Here is a 19,136-nt window from a genome sequence, read left to right on the forward strand (position 1 = left end):
GCTAAGCCGCTTTCGGCGCACGAAAATCGACGGATCCGTCCGGGAGCTCCTTAAAAGTGGCTCGGAGCCCGTGCAAAAGTTCGCAATCATTTACCTCAGTGAGCCCCACGGCCTTGCACAGGCGGGTGAATTCCCACTGCCCTTGCCGCTCTCGCGTGGGGTTGCCGCTCTGCAGAACCAAATCGAAAGTAAGCGTTTGGCTGTCTCGCGCCCTCGTGGCTGCAAGTTTCAACACTGTCTCGCCACCGACTTCGCAAATGTCCGCACCGAAGATCCGGAAGGTGTTTGCTGCGGCCTCTTCTGTTTCTCGAGCAAGCTTCTCCGCGACTGCCTCACGCACGAACGCTGCGGTATGGTGGTCCGCGCAGAACACATCTCCAATTACGCGCCGACATCTGGATGTGTCCAAACGAGCGCCTGGGTTCTCAATGAACTGGAGGCGACGGGACAGATTGTCGTTGGCAACAACCGTCTCCGGCGCCAAGACGGGCGAGCCGTCCAGAAAGTACGCACTGTCTCGGTGATGGTCGATTGCTAATGCGTATCCACGAATGCGTTTCGCAGGCGTCAAGAGTCCTCCTCGCCGGCGATGGCGCCGGTCGGCTGGTGGTTGAAAATGGAACTTAGATGCGATCTGATCCGTTCATTCTCCGAACAAAACGGAGGAGCGATCGTGAACCAGATTATTTACATTGTCGGACTTGTTGTGATCGTCATGGCAGTCTTGGCGTTCTTCGGTCTCCGGTGACGCGCCAAGTATTAACCGTTGACGCTGAAGTATCGTCAATGACTAGGCGGCGCGAGCAGCAAGTTTCTGTGCGATCCAGTCATGAACTTCTTGGCGAGAAAACGCTATGCGTTTCTCTCCAAGCTCAGCCGCGGCTGGAAACCTGCCTTCTGACCTGAGACGGTGAATCATCGTCTTCGACATGCTCGTGAGAGCGCAGGTGTCTTTCAGTGAAATCAATGCGTAGCTGTCATTGCTTGGGGACATGGTGCTCCTCTCCGGCGCGCGGACAGAATCCTTGCGTCGTTTCAAATAGGGTTGTGTCGAGAAGGTTTGGTGACCGGCGCGCCATGGCCGGGATGATGTTGCTTGACGCCTCAGGCGCCGATCCACACGGAGGACCCATTGCCGGCAGCCATGTGCTGCAACTTATTCCGGCGAAGCCGGGATCGCGGGCACCACCCCGCTACAAGTCGCATCCACCACAAATGCGCCTGTATGGACTACATAGGACCGATTTACATTTTTCCCAACGGAATTATTTGCTTGGCGGAGAAATAAACTGCTTGACGCATTTGTAAAACAACTAGGATTTCGTGAGATATAGTTCCCAATCGCTCAATAGCGCCCGTCGCTTCTCGATTGCATCAGATCTACGGTAGGCCTGTTCTGTTGCATCCCCCTCGATGTGTGCGAGTGCACCTTCGATGACCTCTCGCGCGTGGTCGGTGCAGTCCCCGGCCCAGTCACGGAACGTCGATCGCATCCCATGAAGTGTGACAGCCTTATCTTTGGAAGCGGCTCGTAGGGCCTTCGTCATCATAGAATCGCTGATCGGTGACCCGCTTTTGGCGCCCTCGAACACCAGATCACCGGTAGCCTTCTGCTTCATTTCTTCGAGGATACCGAGAGAGCGTTGGCAAAGCGGTACTCGATGAATACGCTTCTTCTTCATTCGGGCGGCCGGGATGACCCAGAGCTTCTCCTCAAAATCGAACTCTGGCCAAAGCGCGCCGCGCACCTCGGCGGTGCGATTGGCATTCAAGATCAAGAACTCAACCGCCCGAGCCGCCTTGCCCTTGGACTTGCGAAGCTTCGCGACAGACTCGGGCGCTTCTTTGACTGCCATTGCCGCATGATGCCCGCGGGTCAGCTTTTGCCGCTTGGGCATGACTTTTTCCAGCAACCCCTTCCATCGTGCCGGATTTCCAGCAGTGCGCCATTCATGCGCGATGCCGTAATCGATGACGGCTTGAATCCGGGCGCGCAACCGTTCCGCAGTTTCTGGCCGCTCAGTCCAATGCGGCATGAGGCAATCTTTGATGTCGCCTATCACAATGTCGGCGATTGGTAGATCGTGAAGAGGCTTTGCATAGTCGCGCAAAGTCATTACCCACTGATCGGCGTGCTTTTCATTTGTCCATTCAGATTCCTTCGCCTGCAGTAGATCATCCATGCAGTCCTTAAACGTCTTCGGCTTGGGGGAAATCCGATCAGCGCGCGGATCTTCCCCTCGAGCAAGTTGCCCGCGAATAACGTCCGCCTTTTCCCGAGCCAGGACTAACGAGACTGGTGCAGTACCCTGCCCATACCCACCGAGTCCAAGCTCGTTGCGTTTGTCTCCGCGGCGCCACACGAAGACCCAGTTCTTCGAACCTGACTTTTGTACTCGAATGTATAGCCCGTCGCCGTCGCCATAAATGCCGGGCTGCGTGAGTGCCTTAATTTTTGTTTCAGACAACTTGTTGCGCGCCATAAAAGCCTCCGTCGTGTCTATATTTCTATGACGGTTATCATAACGGACAGATGGAACATACGGAATTTATGATAAACCTCAGTAGGATACGGGCCAAATATCCCAAGAAAACGGCGGAGCAGCGGACACCCTGTCCGCCATTTCCCTTTTCTCCACCCATTAGTTGTCGAACCGACGAGATGGGACTACCTTACGAAGCGTAATGACGGTGCCAAGTCCTTTGGGGAGCGGGATCGACATGCGCGTTAAAGATGTGATGACGACGTCGGTCGTCAAGTTGTCCCCTGACAACAGCGTCAGGCAGGCGGCCCGGATTATGCTCGACAATCATGTCAGTGGCCTTCCCGTGGTCGACGGTGATGGAGCCCTGGTGGGCGTCATCAGCGAAGGCGACCTCATTCGCCGGAGCGAGCTTGGCGGCGGCATTCCGGTCGCCGACCCGACCGGGGCCGCGGACGAGCGGGCGAGCGCCTATGTGCGCCGATCCTCCTGGAGGGTCGGTGATGCCATGACGGCCAATCCCGTGACCATCGATGAGGATGCCTCAGTCGCGCGCGTTGCGTCTCTGATGCGGGAGCGCGGCATCAAGCGTGTACCGGTGCTTAGAAACGGCCTTGTTGTCGGTATCGTCAGTCGCGCCGATCTGCTGCAGGCGATCTTGTCTGCAAAGCAAGACGAGACGGCGGCCGGCGACGAAGCCATCCGGCGCAGTATCCTGGTGCGCATCGGCGAAAATACCGGTCTTGAAGGCCTGGACATAAAGGTCGCCGTGACCGACGGCATCGTGCACCTCTGGGGCAACGTAGATACCGCCGATTGCCGTAAGGCGGCCCGCATCCTCGCTGAGAACGTGCGCGGCGTTCGCGGCGTGGTCGAGCACTACGCCGAGCCCTATCCGCAATAAGATATGTGTCGAGACCGCCGCGGCCTGTGTCCGCGGCGCTGCAAGCGTATTCCTGCTGCTGTCGTTCGTACTTCAAGCGTTCCACCATCCTGCCCGCCGCAGAAAAAACAGCAACGACCGTAGCGAATTCGAGAGACTGCGATGGCTTGCGCGACGGCAAGCTGGAGGGAATTTCAGCATAGGTCCTTTTGACCGGGAGGCTCAGATGGTTTCGCCTGAAACAGCATCGATGAAAGAGACGGCATCCGGAAAATCAGCAGCACCGTTATCGGCCGACGAACTCCGCCTGATGGACGCCTATTGGCGCGCTTCGAACTATCTGTCGGTCGGGCAGATCTATCTGCTCGACAATCCGCTTCTGCGCGAGCCGCTGAAGCGCGAGCACATCAAGCCGCGCCTGCTCGGCCATTGGGGCACGTCGCCGGGCCTCAACATGCTCTACGTGCACCTCAATCGCGTCATCAAACGCGACGACCTCGACATGATCTATATCATCGGTCCCGGCCATGGCGGGCCGTCTCTGGTGGCGCATGCCTATCTGGAAGGGACCTACACGGAGTTTTATCCGAACATCGCCGAAGACGCCGAAGGCATGCAGCGGCTGTTCAAGCAGTTCAGCTTTCCCGGCGGCATCCCGAGCCATGTGGCGCCGGAAACGCCCGGCAGCATCCATGAGGGCGGCGAGCTTGGTTATGCGCTCAGCCACGCCTATGGCGCCGCCTTCGACAATCCCAATCTGGTCGTTGCCTGCATTGTCGGCGATGGCGAGGCCGAGACCGGGCCGCTTGCGACGGGCTGGCAGAGCAACAAGTTTCTCAACCCTGCCCGCGACGGCTGTGTTCTGCCGATCCTGCACCTGAACGGCTACAAGATCGCCAATCCGTGCTTCCTCGCCCGCATTCCGCACGACGAGCTGAAGAAGTTCTTCGAGGGCATGGGCTACAAACCCTATTTCGTCGAAGGGCATGATCCGGCAAAGGTCCACCAGCAACTGGCAGACGTGCTCGATACGGCGACGGCCGAAATCCGGCAGATTTGGGACGATGCCCGCATCAAGGGCAATCTGAAGCGCCCGGCCTGGCCGATGATCATCTTCCGCACGCCAAAGGGCTGGACCTGCCCGCCGGAAATCGACGGCAAGAAATGCGAGGACTACTGGCGCGCGCACCAGGTGCCGATGGGCGAGATGGACAAGCCCGAGCACATCCGCATCCTCGAACAATGGATGAAGAGCTATCGCCCGGAAGAACTCTTCAGTGACGAGGGCCGGCTGAAGCCCGAGATCGCGGCGCTCGCCCCATCCGGACATCGCCGCATGAGCGACAATCCGCATGCAAACGGCGGCCTGCTGTTGCGCGACCTGAAAATGCCGGGCTTCCGGGACTACGCCGTCGACGTTCCGAGCCCCGGCGCCACGACCGTGGAAGCGGCGCGCGTGATGGGCAAGTTCCTGCGTGACGTGATGAAGAACAACATGGATGCGAAGAACTTCCGGCTGTTCAGCCCGGACGAAAACAACTCCAACCGATGGCAGGATGTGCTCGAGGTCACCGACCGCTGCTACATGGCCGAGATCTATCCGGAGGACGATCACCTCTCACCGGATGGCCGCATCATGGAAGTCTTGAGCGAGCATCAATGCCAGGGTTGGCTTGAAGGCTATCTCTTGACCGGGCGCCACGGCTTCTTCTCCTGCTACGAAGCCTTCATCCACATCATCGATTCCATGTTCAACCAGCACGCCAAGTGGCTGAAGGTCTGCAATGAGATCCCCTGGCGCCGGCCGGTCGCGTCGCTCAATTATTTCCTGAGCTCCCATGTCTGGCGGCAGGATCACAACGGTTTCAGCCATCAGGATCCGGGCTTCATTGATCATGTCGTCAACAAGAAGGCTGAGGTCGTCCGCGTCTACCTGCCGCCGGATGCCAATACGCTGCTGTCGGTCACCGACCATTGCCTGCGCAGCCGCAACTACGTCAACGTCGTCGTCGCCGGCAAGCAGCCGGGCCCACAATGGCTGACGATGGAACAGGCCGTGCGCCATTGCAGCATGGGTGTGAGCATCTGGGACTGGGCCAGCAACGACGCCAACAGTGAGCCGGACGTCGTCATGGCCTGCTGCGGCGACACTCCGACGCTGGAAACCCTCGCCGCCGTCCAGCTGCTGCGCGAGCATCTGCCTGAAGTGAAGGTCCGGGTCGTCAACGTCGTCAACCTGATGAAGCTGCAGCCGGCGGAAGAACATCCGCATGGCCTTTCGGACAGCGACTTTGATGGCATCTTCACAAGGGACAAGCCGATCATCTTTGCCTTCCACGGCTACCCGTGGCTGATCCATCGCCTCACCTATCGCCGCACCAATCACGGCAACCTGCATGTTCGCGGCTACAAGGAAGAAGGGACGACCACGACACCGTTCGACATGGTGGTGCTGAACGAACTCGACCGCTTCCACCTGGCCGGCGATGCCATCGATCGCCTGCCGCAGCTCGGCGCGCGGGCGGCCTACTTCAAGCAGGCGATCCAGGCCAAGCTGATCGAGCACCGGGAGTATATCGAGAAGCATGGCGACGACATGCCCTCGATCAGCGGCTGGAAATGGGGCGTTAACGGGGTGCAGCCTGCCAAGGCTGGGACATCGACCGAAGGGGACAATGTCTAAGGCCCGCGCACGGCTGGATTGACGATCACCCTGCCCGGCTTGCCTGGGCTTGCGAGCCGCTCCGCAAGGAGCGTCTCGCGCACACGACACGAACGAACCCTCATCCTCATTGCGGCTGGCTGCCATGTCGGAATTGCTGTCGACAGATCCCGAACTGAACCGCATGCCGACCGAGCAGGATCTTGCCCGGTTGCAGTTCACGACGCTGCTCTACTATCTCCACTGCACCAACCCGGACAACGGCCTGGTCCGTGACAAGACGCAGGAAGACGCGCCCGCAAGCATCGCCGCGGTCGGCATGGCGCTCGCGACGATCCCGGTGTTGGTCGAGCGCGGCATCGTCATCCGCAAATTTGCCGCAAAGATCGCGCGTCGGCGCTTGCAGTTTCTCCTGGAGTGCCCGCAGGGACCGGAACCCGACGCCTCCGGCTACAAGGGCTTCTTCTACCACTTCCTCGATATCGAAACCGGCAGGCGCGTTTGGGAGTGCGAGCTTTCGACGATCGACTCCGCCTTTCTTTTCGCGGGTGCTCTGACAGTGGCCGCCTATTTCGACGGCGATGGCGCCGAAGAAGTTGAAATCCGCAGGGTGGCAAACGCGCTCTATGAACGAGCCGACTGGAACTGGGCCTGCGATCACGGCCTGACGCTCACCCACGGCTGGCGGCCGGAAAACGGCTTCATCCCCTATCGCTGGCGCGGCTACGACGAGGGCCTGCTCCTCTACATCCTCGGCCTCGGCTCACCGACCCACCCGCTCCCGCCGGAAGCCTATGCGGCTTATACCGCAAGCTACGACTGGCGGAACCTTTACGGGCGCGAATTGCTCTATTCGGGACCGCTCTTCACCCACCAGCTCTCGCATATGTGGGTCGATTTCCGCGGCATCCGCGACGAATTCATGCGCGAGCACAACAGCGACTATTTCCAGAACAGTCGCCACGCGACCTTCGTCCAGCAGGAATATGCCATCCGCAACCCGCTGAATTTCGTCGGCTACGGCGAGCATTGCTGGGGCTTCACCGCAAGCGATGGTCCCGGCTGGACCAAGCGCACGGTGAACGGTGTCGAGCGGGATTTCTTCGACTACATCGCCCGCGGCGCCCCCTTCGGTCCTGACGATGGGACCGTGTCGCCCTGGGCAGTCGTCGCCTCCCTGCCCTTCGCGCCGGAAATCGTCATACCGACGGTCTGGAATTGTGCCCGTATGGATCTCGGCATGACCAGGCTTTACGGCTTCAGGCCCTCCTTCAACCGCAGCTTTCCGGCGGAAGGAACCGAATCCGGCTGGTGGGTCAGCCCCTATCATTTCGGCATCGACCAAGGCCCCGTGGTGCTGATGATCGAGAACTACAGGACCGGCCTGCTGTGGAACATCATGCGCCGCTGCGAGCCGATGGTGGTGGGATTGCGACGGGCAGGCTTCTCCGGCGGCTGGCTCTGACGGCCAAAGCAACAAAGGTACTCTGATGGACAGCCAGCCAGTGCCGATCAGAACAACCGCACTTCGCTTCGCACGGGCTGTCCGGATGCTGCTGACCTCCGAGGTCGGAGGCCGTGCCAAGTTGATGTTTGCCGGGCTTATTGCGCTGCTTTTCGGTCTGAACGGCCTCAACGTCGTCAACAACTACGTCGGCCGAAACTTCATGACGGCGATCGCCGAGCGCCAGATGAGCGAGTTCATTCGGCAAGCGGTTTTCTACGTCTGCGTCTTTGCCGTTCTCACCGTGACCGGTGTTATCGCACGTTTTGTCGAAGAACGGCTGGCGCTGCTGTGGCGTGAATTCATGACGAGACGCGCCGTCGATCTCTATTTGGAGGAGGAGACCTATTATCGCGTGGAAGTCTCGGGGACGCTAAGCAATCCGGACCAGCGGATATCGGAGGACATCCAGGCGTTCACTGTCACCACGCTTTCCTACATCATCATGCTGTTCAGCAGCACGCTGACGGTGGTGACGTTCTCAGGCGTGCTCTGGTCGATCAGCCCGCTGCTGTTTGTCGTCGCTGTTTTCTATGCCGCCTGCGGCTCGTATATGACGATCGTGCTCGGTCGGCCGCTGATCGGCCTGAACTATGAGCGGCTCGACAGGGAGGCGAACTTGAGGTCGAGCCTCATGCACCTGCGCGAAAACGCAGAAGCGGTGATGGTGACCAGCGTCGAGGGGCAGCAGAAGACGCGATTGCTAGATCGCCTCGATGCCTTGGTCGTCAACATCCTGACGATTACCGCCGTCAATCGCAACCTGGCCTTTTTTACCAGCGGCTACAACTGGATGATCCAGATCATCCCGGATTTGATCATCGCTCCGGCTTTCATGCGCGGCGAAATCGAGTTTGGGGTGATTACCCAATCAGGTGCAGCCTTCGCCATGCTTGTCGGCGCATTCTCGCTGATCGTCAGGCAGTTCAATTCGATCTCGAATTTCGCCGTCGTCGTTTCTCGACTGAGCGCCTTGCTGGAGGCAATCGAGGAAAGCCGAAAAAGCAGCGTCTCGTGCATCGAACTGGTGAAGCAAGACGGCGATCTGGCCTTTGACCAGGTAACGCTGGGATCGGCAGTCACCCACCCATTGCTTCGCGATCTGTCGCTGTCGATCCCAATGGGAACGCCTGTGCTGATCTCAGGGCCGCATGCGGCCGCGGGGGCTGCCCTCTTCCGGGCCACCGCGGGAATTCCGACCGCCGGCACCGGGCGGATCGAGCGCCCGGAAAGTCTGATGTTTCTGCCGCAACGACCCTATCTGCCGCCGGGTCCTCTTCGGCAATATCTTCTGCCGCCTGGAAGTTCCGAAGGCATCTCCGATAGCCAGGTGCTCAATGTCTTGCGCAGCCTCGGTCTCGGTGGGCTCGCCGATGGCGCCGAGGGGCTGGAGAAGGAACAGGATCGGGATATGTCCTTGGGCGACCAGCAACTCCTGGCCCTCGCCAAGGTGCTTCTCGCCAGACCACGGTATGTGTTTCTCGACCGGATCGAGGCAACGCTTGGTCGTGAGGCCTTGCGCAACACCCTGAGCCTTCTCCGCCAGAGTTCGATCACCTGCATCAACAACGGCGAGGAAGGCGATACACGCGACCTTTACGGCGCCTTCCTGGATTGCCGGGAGGATGGCAGCTGGACGTGGAAAGACGATCGGACTTGATCAGCCCCATCCCGGCACGCACTCAAGGCCGAGACCTGACCGGCATGCCCCGCCTGAGCGATCGCCCAATGACCGATTCTGACGCCGGCACCTACCGCGGCGCGACGATGCCCTGGTAGTAGTCGCCATCACCGCCGACGACCCGCGGCGGACCATTGTAGGTTTGTGAACAGGCGGCCAGCGTGGTGAGCGCAAGCAACAATACGATCGTTCTCATGAAGTCCCCTTCTGGCCTGCATGCCGGCTATGTCCTTGAGACTTGGGAGAATCTGAGGCGGAGCCGGTTAGAAAACAAGTACTAAAATGGTGGTATAACAAAATCTATGATCGTTGAAGATGCAATCTTCAACGATTGCCGCCCGCTATGGGGCGGCAATCCGGACACGGTCAACAATGGATGAATAGGTCGCCTAGATCGGGCGCTGCCGGTTGGTCTGTTCGCGCTCTCTCCAGTACTGCAGCCGAAGTCGCGGCGCCATGATCCAGGCGATGAACGGCGTGACGAGGAAACAGCTGACGACCACGATCGGGATCGCATATTTGGCGTTGGCCGTGAGGGCCGGTACCGACAGAACGATCAGGATCCCGATGGCGAACAGGATGGCGTTGATCATCAGGCCGACCATGATCGCGAGTTGCAGGCGGACGGACATTTCGACCTCCCGAAGCTTCGGGGCGCTACGCCCCTTAAGCGTGCATTTGCGCGGCGGATTGTAGCAGACCGCTCTCATTCGCGAAATGGTGGAGTTCGCGCGGCGTCTCGCCCCTGTCGCGGGCGCAAATCTGCTCTATGCTTTTAGGCGAGCGATTGAAGACGCACGCGCCGGCCCGGCAAGGCTCGGGGAACGTGGTCGATCCGCGCTCGCCCAAAGGAGATCGCATGACGAGCCCATACGAAACGCTCGGTGTCAGCCGCGACGCGACGCAAAAGGACATCCAGAGCGCCTATCGCAAGCTTGCCAAGATGCTGCACCCGGATCTCAATCCGGGAGACAAGGGCGCGGAGGACCGCTTCAAGGCGGTTTCAGCGGCCTATTCCTTGCTTGGAGACGAAGACAAACGCGGAAAATACGATCGCGGAGAGATAGACGAGACCGGAGCGGAAACGCCGCCCCGGCACTACTACCGCGACTATGCCCAATCAGGCGATGCGGGGGCACGTTACGAAAGCGCGCATGGCTTTTCTGATTTCGCCGAAGCGGACGATATCTTTTCGAGCTTCTTTTCACGGCGCGCGGGCGGGCAGCAGCAGCGCCAGCGCGGTCGCGATACCCATTTCTCGATGGAGATCGCATTTCTCGACGCGGCCAATGGCACCAAGACCCAGATCACCCTGCCCGGCGGCGGACCTGCGCTCGACCTGACCATTCCGCCCGGCACGCGCGATGGCCAGACGCTGAGGCTGCGCGGCAAGGGAGAACCGGGTCGCGACGGCGCACCGGCTGGCGACGCGCTGATCGACATTCGCGTCCGCCCGCATCCGCTCTTTGCCACGGATGGTGACGACGTGCGCTACGAGGTGCCGATATCGCTGAGCGAGGCCGTGCTCGGCGGCAAGATCCGCGTTCCGACGATCGATGGTGCCGTGAACGTTTCGATCGCTCCGCACACCAACACGGGCAAGACGCTTCGGCTGAAGGGCAAGGGACTGCACAAGCCGGGCGGTGGCCATGGCGATGCCTATGTCAGCCTGAAGATCGTGCTGCCGCAGGCCCCGGACCCGGCGCTTTCCGCCTTCGTCGAAGGCTGGGCCGCCGGCAAGACGGAAGATCCGCGCAAGGGCATGGGAGGATGACCTATGAACGACCGTGAATTTTGCGAACATCTCGATATCGAGGTCAAGGTTCTGCGCATCTGGGTCGAGCAGCGCTGGCTGATGCCCCAGGAGGCTGACGCCGGCTGGCTGTTCGAGGATGCCGACCTTGCGCGCGCGCGGCTGATCCAGGATCTGACGGGCCCCATGGGGGTCAATGACAACGGCGTCGACGTGGCCATGCAACTGCTCGACCAGGTCCACAGCCTACGGGGTCGCCTAGCGGTGTTGATGAACGCCATTCGCTCCCAGGAGCCGGCGGTTCAAAAGCTCATCTTGTCGAGCGCCGAGGAGGATTAGGCAACGGCCGGCTCGTTCAGCAGCCCGATCGTTTCGGCGACAAACAGGGTATCGACGAACTCCGTAAGGTCGACGATCCGATCGTCCCGGAACGTGAACTTGTCGATGATTTCGGTTCGCTCGCGGGTCTGCGACGGGATGAAGCGAACAAAGCCGGCGCGGTGGACGATGACGGTATCGCCATCGGCATAGCAGCCGACCATCTCCATCTCGCTCAGGTCCCAGTTCTTGACGAGCGTCGAGAAACTGTCGCGCACTGTTTCCGGCGTGTTGACGGCCAGTGCCAACGTGCCGAGCCTGCCGCTTCCCACGATGCGGAAGCTGAAGTTCGGATCGAGTTGCGCCATCATGGTGTCGAGGTCGTTGACATCGCGGGCGAGATAAAGGGCCCGCACCCTGAATTCCAGCATGCTTCGCTCAGTCATGACAGCCTCCCCGTTTCTATTAGAACGAGTGTGTTTTAACTTTAGCGATCGCGCAAGTATTAGTGGTGTTCCGCCCCGCTTCGCACCGCTCGCAGTGACCATCGTTAGAGTTTTCCTAAAATGCAACCACCAGTTTTTACCCGCCTTCAGGTGAAACTGAGCGACAAGAATGGATTGCTAACGGGAAGGCAGAGAAAACGTGACACAGGTCGTCACAGTATCCGCAACGACGGCGGCTTATGCGGCGGAAGCGCTGAAGCCGTCTGCACGTGTGCGTGGCGACGGTCCGACCGATGAAGCGATCACGTTGCTCTCGGCGCGGCGCACCGAAGAGCCCAAGTTGACGCCGGTCTCGATCCCGAAGACCAAAGGCGCCCTGCCCCTCTCCTTCATGCTGGCCACGGCCGACGGCCGTCTGCCGGAGCGCTCGGAAGCCGAAGCCCTGCGCCGCTATCTCGAATTCATGCGCGATGACGACGGCGGTTCCGAGAAGCAGGAAAACGAAGGCCGGCAGGATGAACCCGCCGGCCAGGAGGATGAAAGCGACGCCGCCTGAGGCGGTATCGCGATTTCTCGGGTCAATGATGCTTTTGGCCGCCGGCTGCCTCACCGCCCTTGGCCGAGCCGACCGGGAACGTCGCATCGACCTTGCCGGCCTTTTCGAAGACGAGCGTGACGGGAACCGTATCGCCTTCCTTGAAGGGCGTCTTCACGTCCATGAACATCAGATGCAGGCCGCCGGCCTTGAGCTCCACCGTTTCGCCGGCCGGCAATGCCACGCCGTCGTCGAGCTTGCGCATCCGCATCACGTCGTTTTCCATCTTCATCTCGTGGATCTCGACACGCGCGGCCGCAGGGCTCTCGACAGCAACGAGCCGGTCTTCACCTGCCCCACCGTTCTTGATCGTCAGGAAGCCGCCGCCGACCTTGGCGCCCGGCAGCATGGCCTTCACCGAGCCACCGGAGATATCGAGATCGCCGACCTTCGCCGAGCCGCCGGCCGCAGCCATATGTCCGCCATGGCCGGCGTGCGGATCGGCGGCATCGGCCATCGTCACCGTTACGGTCGGTGCCGGGCTTTTCAGGTCATGTGCGTTCTGGCCCTCGGCAGCCACCTGGTCCCAGACGACCTTGCCTTCGGTGCCGCAAAGCTGTGTGGTCGGGAAGGCCAGCACTGTCTCCTTGTCGAAGCCCGAGACTTTGCCGCGCACGACAAAGGTGTCGTAGTATTCGTTGGGAAGATTGCCGCCCTTCCACCGGATCTCCAGTGGGCCGGACGAGACCTTCTTGCCGTGATTGTCATAGGTCTTCTGGTAATCGCCCTTGATGATCTCGATTTCCCAGCCGGGCTTCGGCTGCGGTTGGGCGAAAACGAAGCCTTCCGGCAGCTTGATCTGTACTTCCGTCGTCGGCTTGCCGTCGCAGCCATGCGGAACCTGCAGCACCGCCTTGAAGGTGGTCTCCACCGGCGCCGTGTCTTTCTCGAAGGTGGCATGGGCGTGGGCGATGCCGCTTGCGGCAAGGGTAAGGCCGAGCGAAAGCGAAACGATCCTGGTCTTTGTCATGTCGGAATCTCCTGACCACGCGCCGGGCTTTGCCCGGTGTCCGGTGGTCCAAGCCGCTTGAACGCGGCAAATTGTATTGGGATGCGAGAGGAGAGTTACGAACGCGCCGGAGGCCCGCGCGAAGGCGGCAGCAACCGCAGATGCGGATGGGGCGTCGCGTATTCAGCGACAACTGTCGAAACCTGCCAGGCGCCCGTTTCGGCGCGAACGCTCTCGGTTGGCGGAGCCGGCAGCAGGATAGAGCCCGAAAGACGGCAGGCCTCGCAGACCGGGGCCATCGCTTGGCCCTTGCCGCTTTCATGGTCGACGCCATCCATGCCGAAGCAGATTTCGGCGATCGTTCCGTCAGGCAGCTGATAGGCGGAAATTTCGGCCGGGCTGAGCGTCTTGGCGCTGAGCGGCTTGTGGGCAAAGGTCAGGAAAACGAGCGCAAAGACGGCGATCAGCCGCACTGCTATCCCGAATTTTCCGTCGCGCCCTGTCATGGTTATCCCCGGTATCTGTCTTGGGTTATCCTCAACCGGAGAAGAATGCAAAGGCAGAATTGCCGCACCCTGCCCGGCTGCGTCTTTTGGTCATGCGACAAAAATGTGTTTCAGCGCGACACCGCCCCCTTGCCAAGCTCTGGCCTTCGCCGTTATCTGGAGACGATCTTGTTGGGAGAAGCCGGTTCGCTCCGGTGCCGAAGGAGCAACCGCCCCGGAAACTCTCAGGCCAAAGGACCAGCAAGGTGCCGGTAGGACTCTGGAGAGAAGCGTTTTTACGCTCGCCGAAGGGATAACAATCTCAGGCAAAGGGACAGAGGGGGCTCGAATCGACGGCGATTGACGCCGGAAGTGTGAGCCGGCGCGGGAGCGCCAGACCTGGAGGCCGGATTTGGAAAACAATCCTCATTTGAAACAGACGCCGCTGCATGCGCTGCACCTTTCGCTGGGCGCGCGCATGGTACCCTTTGCCGGTTACGACATGCCGGTGCAGTACCCCGATGGCGTGATGAAGGAACACCAGCACACCCGTGTTGCTGCCGGTCTCTTCGATGTATCGCATATGGGCCAGGTCATCGTTCGGCCGAAGTCCGGCAAGATCGAGGACGCGGCCCTGGCGCTCGAAAAGCTGGTGCCGGTCGATGTGCTCGGCCTTGCCGAGGGCCGCCAGCGTTATGGCCTCTTCACCAATGCCGAAGGCGGCATCCTCGACGACCTGATGATCACCAACCGCGGCGACCATCTCTTCCTCGTCGTCAACGCTGCCTGCAAGGACGCCGACTTCGAGCTCCTGAAGGCCGGTCTCTCCGATACCTGCGACGTGACGATGCTCGACGATCGCGCGCTGATCGCGCTTCAGGGCCCGCACGCCGAAGCCGTGCTCGGAGAACTCTGGGCTGATGTCTCCGCCATGCGCTTCATGGACGTCGCCGAAGCCGACCTGCATGACGTCACCTGCATCATTTCCCGCTCGGGCTATACCGGCGAAGACGGTTTCGAGATCTCCATTCCCGTTGCCTCCGCCGTCGATGTTACCCAGCGCCTGCTCGAACATCCCGATGTGAAGCCGATCGGCCTTGGCGCCCGCGATTCGCTGCGCCTTGAAGCCGGTCTTTGTCTCTATGGCAACGACATCGACACCACCACGACCCCGGTCGAAGGGGCGCTCGAATGGGCACTGCAGAAGGCGCGCCGCGCCGGTGGCGCCCGCGAAGGTGGTTTCCCCGGTGCCGATCGTATCCTCGGCCAGTTCGCCGCTGGCGCCTCGCGCCGCCGCGTCGGCCTGAAGCCCGAGGGACGCGCGCCGGTTCGCGGCGGCGCTAACCTCTTTGCCGATGCCGAGGGCAAGACCCCGGTCGGCCAGGTGACCTCGGGTGGCTTCGGCCCCTCGGTCGATGGCCCGGTCGCCATGGGCTATGTCGATGCCGGCCATATCGAGAACGGCACCACCCTTTTTGCGGAAGTGCGCGGCAAGTACCTGCCGGTGGCGGTCGCCGCCCTTCCCTTCGTCAAACAAACCTACAAACGCTGATCAGGAGAGAGCGCACATGTTGAAGTTCACTGAGGAACACGAGTGGCTGAAGATCGAAGCTGGTGTCGCAACCGTCGGCATCACCGAGCATGCCGCCGGCCAGCTCGGCGATCTCGTCTTCGTTGAACTGCCGGAAACCGGCTCGAACTTTGCCAAGGGCGATAGCGCCGCCACCGTCGAATCCGTCAAGGCAGCTTCTGACGTCTATTGTCCGCTTGACGGCGAAATCGTCGAAGTGAACCAGGCGATCGTCGACGACCCGTCGCTCGTCAACAGCGACCCGCAGGGTGCTGCCTGGTTCTTCAAGCTGAAGCTTGCCAACCCCAGCGATGCCGATGCCCTCCTCGAGGAAGCGGCCTACAAGGAGCTCGTCGCCTGATGAGCATGCCCAAGGATTTCACCTTTACGGACTACAAGCCGTATGACTTCGCCAATCGGCGTCATATCGGCCCGTCGCCGGCCGAAATGGACGAGATGCTGAAGGTCGTCGGTTACCCGACGCTCGATGCGCTGATCGACGACACCGTGCCGCCTTCGATCCGCCAGAAAACGCCGCTTGCCTGGGGCGCGCCGATGACCGAGCGCGAGGCGCTCGACAAGATGCGCGAAACGGCCAACCGCAACCAGAAGCTCGTGTCGCTGATCGGCCAAGGCTACTACGGCACGATCACGCCGCCGGTCATCCAGCGCAACATCCTGGAAAACCCGGCCTGGTACACGGCCTATACGCCCTACCAGCCGGAAATCAGCCAGGGCCGCCTCGAAGCGCTGCTCAACTACCAGACCATGGTCTGCGACCTGACTGGCCTCGACGTTGCCAACGCGTCGCTTCTCGATGAAGCGACCGCAGCCGCTGAAGCGATGGCGATGGCCGAGCGCGTTTCGAAGTCGAAGGCCAAGTCCTTCTTCGTCGACGAAAATTGCCATCCGCAGACGATCGCGCTTCTGAAGACCCGCGCCGAGCCGCTCGGCTGGCAGATCGTCATCGGCAATCCCTTCACCGATCTCGATCCGGTCGACGTCTTCGGCGCGATCTTCCAGTATCCGGGCACCTACGGCCATGTGAACGACTTCACGGGCCTGATTGCCCGCCTGCACCAGACTGGCGCGATCGCGACCGTTGCCGCCGATCCGCTGGCGCTGGCGCTTCTGAAGTCGCCTGGCGAAATGGGCGCCGATATCGCCATCGGCTGCACCCAGCGCTTCGGCGTTCCGGTCGGCTATGGGGGGCCGCATGCGGCCTATATGGCCGTCAAGGATGCACACAAGCGCTCGATGCCCGGCCGTCTCGTCGGCGTCTCGGTCGACGCGCGCGGCAACCGCGCCTATCGCCTGTCGCTGCAGACCCGCGAACAGCACATCCGCCGCGAAAAGGCGACGTCGAACATCTGCACCGCGCAGGTTCTGCTCGCCGTCATGGCCTCGATGTACGCCGTCTTCCATGGACCGAAGGGCATCAAGGCGATCGCCCAGAGCGTTCACCAGAAGACCGTTCGTCTCGCCATGGGCCTCGAAAAGCTCGGCTACACGGTCGAGCCCGATGTGTTTTTCGACACGATCACCGTCGAAGTCGGCAAGCTGCAGGGCATCATCCTCAAGACCGCGGTCGCCGAGGAAGTGAACCTGCGCAAGATCGGCGAGACCAAGATCGGCATCAGCCTCGACGAGCGCTCGCGCCCCGTCACGCTCGAAGCCGTCTGGCGCGCCTTCGGTGGCGACTTCAAGGTGGAAGAGTTCGAGCCGGGTTACCGCCTGCCGCAGCCGCTGCTGCGCACCAGCGAATACCTGATGCACCCGATCTTCCACATGAACCGCGCCGAAAGCGAGATGACGCGCTACATCCGCCGTCTGTCGGACCGCGACCTGGCGCTCGATCGGGCGATGATCCCGCTCGGCTCGTGCACGATGAAGCTGAACGCGACCGCCGAGATGCTGCCGATCACCTGGCCGGAATTCTCGGAGATCCATCCCTTCGTGCCGAAGGATCAGGCGGCTGGCTACCAGCACATGATCGAAGACCTGTCGGAGAAGCTCTGCGCCGTCACCGGCTATGACGCGATCTCCATGCAGCCGAACTCCGGTGCACAGGGCGAATATGCCGGTCTCCTGACAATCCGTGCATACCACCTTGCGCAGGGCAACGCCCATCGCGACGTCTGCCTGATCCCGACCTCGGCGCACGGCACCAACCCTGCGTCGGCCCAGATGGCCGGCATGAAGGTGGTCGTCATCAAGGTCAGCGAAAACGGCGACATCGACATGGAAGATTTCCGTGCGAAAGCCGAGCAGTATGCCGAAAATCTCTCGTGCTGCATGATCACCTATCCTTCGACGCACGGTGTGTTCGAGGAGAATGTGCGCGAGGTCTGCGAAATCGTGCACAAGCACGGCGGCCAGGTCTACATGGACGGCGCCAACATGAACGCCATGGTCGGCCTTGCCCGCCCCGGCGACATCGGTTCCGACGTCAGCCATCTCAACCTGCACAAGACCTTCTGCATTCCGCATGGCGGCGGCGGTCCCGGCATGGGCCCGATCGGCGTCAAGGCGCATTTGGCGCCATACCTGCCCGGCCACCCGGAAACGGACGGCCAGGACGGCGCGGTTTCGGCTGCTCCCTTCGGTTCGGCCTCGATCCTGCCGATCTCCTGGAGCTACTGCCTGATGATGGGCGGCGAAGGCCTGACCCAGGCGACGAAGGTGGCGATCCTCAACGCCAACTACATCGCAGCAAGGCTCAAGGGCGCCTACGAGGTGCTCTACAAGTCGTCGAAGGGGCGTGTCGCGCATGAATGCATCATCGACACCCGTCCGCTGGTCGAAAGCGCCGGCGTGACTGTTGACGACGTCGCCAAGCGCCTGATCGACTGCGGTTTTCACGCCCCGACCATGAGCTGGCCGGTTGCCGGAACTTTAATGATCGAGCCGACCGAATCGGAAACCAAGGCCGAGATCGACCGATTCTGCGAGGCAATGCTTGCCATCCGCGAGGAAGCCCGTGCGATCGAGGAAGGTCGCATGGACAAGACCAATAACCCGCTGAAGAACGCTCCGCACACGGTCGAAGACCTGGTCGGCGAATGGGATCGCCCCTATTCGCGCGAGCAGGCCTGCTACCCGCCGGGCGCCTTCCGGGTCGACAAGTACTGGTCGCCGGTCAATCGTGTCGACAACGTCTTCGGTGACCGCAACCTCGTCTGCACCTGCCCGCCGCTCGAAAGCTACGCGGAAGCCGCAGAGTAACGACATCGACCGGCGGAGCAGCAATGCTCCGCCGGTTGTTTTCTCCGGCGCGGCTGCGCCCGGACGGATGCGCGCCTGTGCGCTCGACCCCATTCCCCAAAAAAACGTGGCGTGTACTATCGATCGCGTGAAGACAGCTGGCCTATCGGCGCGCGCTCATGCCCGGTGGCAGGATTGTGCTTTCGACCCAGAAGCGAATGAACGCTTCGGCGAAGCGACGATATTCGATGACCGAAGACGGCTTTGCCGCATAGGCATTGGCGCCGGCACCGTAGCAGTGAAGCACGTCGGCCGGATTGATCGAGGACGTCAGCACGATGATCGGGATGAGCGCAGTGGCACGGCTCTTGCGCACGCGCCTTAGGAGCTCGATCCCATCGCTGCCGGGCAGCTTGATATCCATCAGCATGTAGTCGAAGTGCCCGCTGGAGAGCTGTTCCACGGCCTCGTCCGCGTCGGTCACCAGGACGAGTTCGATCGATTTGTCGATCTGGGCAAAGGCGCGCATCACGAAACGCGCATCGTGCGCGTCGTCTTCCACCAAGAGCAATCGCTTTGGCGTCGAGGTCACCTTGTTCCGCC

19 protein-coding genes and 1 riboswitch are annotated in these 19,136 nt (G+C 61.2%); of the genes, 10 read left to right on the forward strand and 9 right to left on the reverse strand.

Features of this window, described 5'->3' with window-relative positions; genetic code table 11:
* Position 1 precedes the first annotated feature (1 nt).
* The 3 genes from IB277_RS07325 to IB277_RS07335 form a co-directional block, all read right to left on the reverse strand.
* Complete coding sequence (locus tag IB277_RS07325) at positions 2 to 571, reverse strand: hypothetical protein (RefSeq protein WP_192370931.1); 570 nt, start codon at positions 569 to 571, stop codon at positions 2 to 4.
* Between the two features lie 219 nt (positions 572 to 790).
* Positions 791 to 994: an AlpA family transcriptional regulator gene (locus IB277_RS38610; protein WP_192370932.1), complete on the reverse strand. Its 204-nt coding sequence runs from the start codon at positions 992 to 994 to the stop codon at positions 791 to 793.
* Positions 995 to 1,313: 319 nt separating this feature from the next.
* The gene (locus IB277_RS07335; protein ID WP_192370933.1) at positions 1,314 to 2,483 is read right to left on the reverse strand and encodes a site-specific integrase; all 1,170 of its coding nucleotides are present in this window, start codon (positions 2,481 to 2,483) and stop codon (positions 1,314 to 1,316) included.
* A 238-nt stretch (positions 2,484 to 2,721) separates the two neighbouring features.
* Here IB277_RS07335 and IB277_RS07340 point away from each other — a divergent pair, with 238 nt between their 5' ends.
* The 4 genes from IB277_RS07340 to IB277_RS07355 all read left to right on the forward strand — a co-directional run bounded on the left by IB277_RS07340 (position 2,722) and on the right by IB277_RS07355 (position 9,192).
* Positions 2,722 to 3,387, forward strand: coding sequence for a CBS domain-containing protein (locus tag IB277_RS07340; RefSeq protein ID WP_060600651.1), 666 nt, complete (start codon positions 2,722 to 2,724; stop codon positions 3,385 to 3,387).
* 205 nt (positions 3,388 to 3,592) lie between these two features.
* Complete coding sequence (locus IB277_RS07345; RefSeq protein ID WP_192370934.1) at positions 3,593 to 6,049, forward strand: phosphoketolase; 2,457 nt, start codon at positions 3,593 to 3,595, stop codon at positions 6,047 to 6,049.
* Between the two features lie 124 nt (positions 6,050 to 6,173).
* On the forward strand, positions 6,174 to 7,493 hold the full coding sequence (locus tag IB277_RS07350) for a glucoamylase family protein (RefSeq protein ID WP_110819177.1): 1,320 nt from the start codon (positions 6,174 to 6,176) through the stop codon (positions 7,491 to 7,493).
* Positions 7,494 to 7,518: 25 nt separating this feature from the next.
* A complete protein-coding gene (locus IB277_RS07355; protein ID WP_090293828.1) occupies positions 7,519 to 9,192 on the forward strand; it encodes an ABC transporter ATP-binding protein/permease in 1,674 nt (557 codons plus the stop codon).
* Between the two features lie 91 nt (positions 9,193 to 9,283).
* On the opposite strand, the gene IB277_RS38615 is transcribed toward IB277_RS07355, so the two are convergent.
* Both IB277_RS38615 and IB277_RS07360 read right to left on the reverse strand, forming a co-directional pair.
* Positions 9,284 to 9,409 (reverse strand): hypothetical protein, encoded by a 126-nt coding sequence (locus IB277_RS38615; protein WP_255380881.1) that lies wholly within the window; start codon positions 9,407 to 9,409, stop codon positions 9,284 to 9,286.
* 193 nt (positions 9,410 to 9,602) lie between these two features.
* Positions 9,603 to 9,845 carry a hypothetical protein gene (locus IB277_RS07360; protein WP_060520773.1) on the reverse strand — a complete coding sequence of 81 codons (243 nt, stop codon included), beginning with the start codon at positions 9,843 to 9,845 and terminating at the stop codon, positions 9,603 to 9,605.
* 227 nt (positions 9,846 to 10,072) lie between these two features.
* Between IB277_RS07360 and IB277_RS07365 the strand changes: the two genes are divergently transcribed.
* Positions 10,073 to 10,987: a DnaJ C-terminal domain-containing protein gene (locus IB277_RS07365; protein ID WP_090293829.1), complete on the forward strand. Its 915-nt coding sequence runs from the start codon at positions 10,073 to 10,075 to the stop codon at positions 10,985 to 10,987.
* A gap of 3 nt (positions 10,988 to 10,990) precedes the next feature.
* On the forward strand, positions 10,991 to 11,305 hold the full coding sequence (locus IB277_RS07370) for a chaperone modulator CbpM (protein ID WP_060520771.1): 315 nt from the start codon (positions 10,991 to 10,993) through the stop codon (positions 11,303 to 11,305).
* Here the strand turns inward: IB277_RS07370 and IB277_RS07375 are convergent.
* Complete coding sequence (locus IB277_RS07375) at positions 11,302 to 11,730, reverse strand: nuclear transport factor 2 family protein (RefSeq protein WP_060585136.1); 429 nt, start codon at positions 11,728 to 11,730, stop codon at positions 11,302 to 11,304. The genes IB277_RS07370 and IB277_RS07375 overlap by 4 nt on opposite strands.
* A gap of 199 nt (positions 11,731 to 11,929) precedes the next feature.
* On the opposite strand from IB277_RS07375, the gene IB277_RS07380 reads away from it, so the two are divergent.
* A complete protein-coding gene (locus tag IB277_RS07380) occupies positions 11,930 to 12,286 on the forward strand; it encodes a hypothetical protein (protein ID WP_034794298.1) in 357 nt (118 codons plus the stop codon).
* 22 nt (positions 12,287 to 12,308) lie between these two features.
* Here IB277_RS07380 and IB277_RS07385 read toward each other — a convergent pair whose 3' ends face one another.
* On the reverse strand, positions 12,309 to 13,295 hold the full coding sequence (locus IB277_RS07385) for a copper chaperone PCu(A)C (protein ID WP_034794300.1): 987 nt from the start codon (positions 13,293 to 13,295) through the stop codon (positions 12,309 to 12,311).
* A gap of 95 nt (positions 13,296 to 13,390) precedes the next feature.
* The gene (locus tag IB277_RS07390) at positions 13,391 to 13,780 is read right to left on the reverse strand and encodes a hypothetical protein (protein ID WP_090293831.1); all 390 of its coding nucleotides are present in this window, start codon (positions 13,778 to 13,780) and stop codon (positions 13,391 to 13,393) included.
* Between the two features lie 162 nt (positions 13,781 to 13,942).
* A riboswitch (glycine riboswitch) is annotated at positions 13,943 to 14,030 on the forward strand.
* A gap of 141 nt (positions 14,031 to 14,171) precedes the next feature.
* Between IB277_RS07390 and gcvT the strand changes: the two genes are divergently transcribed.
* From gcvT to gcvP, 3 genes are read left to right on the forward strand one after another with little or no spacing between them, the layout of a single operon-like run.
* Entirely contained in the window at positions 14,172 to 15,311 is a 1,140-nt protein-coding gene (gene gcvT, locus IB277_RS07395; RefSeq protein ID WP_060520768.1) for a glycine cleavage system aminomethyltransferase GcvT, read from the forward strand.
* Positions 15,312 to 15,327: 16 nt separating this feature from the next.
* Positions 15,328 to 15,690 carry a glycine cleavage system protein GcvH gene (gene gcvH, locus IB277_RS07400; protein ID WP_034794310.1) on the forward strand — a complete coding sequence of 121 codons (363 nt, stop codon included), beginning with the start codon at positions 15,328 to 15,330 and terminating at the stop codon, positions 15,688 to 15,690.
* The gene (gcvP, locus tag IB277_RS07405; protein WP_090293832.1) at positions 15,690 to 18,554 is read left to right on the forward strand and encodes an aminomethyl-transferring glycine dehydrogenase; all 2,865 of its coding nucleotides are present in this window, start codon (positions 15,690 to 15,692) and stop codon (positions 18,552 to 18,554) included. The genes gcvH and gcvP overlap by 1 nt, the downstream gene beginning before the upstream one ends.
* 142 nt (positions 18,555 to 18,696) lie before the next feature.
* Here the strand turns inward: gcvP and IB277_RS07410 are convergent, their stop codons facing one another.
* On the reverse strand, positions 18,697 to 19,125 hold the full coding sequence (locus tag IB277_RS07410) for a response regulator (RefSeq protein WP_127889067.1): 429 nt from the start codon (positions 19,123 to 19,125) through the stop codon (positions 18,697 to 18,699).
* Positions 19,126 to 19,136: the final 11 nt, after the last annotated feature.

The sequence above is a fragment of the Ensifer sp. ENS07 genome, from assembly GCF_014852185.1.
GTDB lineage: Bacteria > Pseudomonadota > Alphaproteobacteria > Rhizobiales > Rhizobiaceae > Ensifer > Ensifer adhaerens.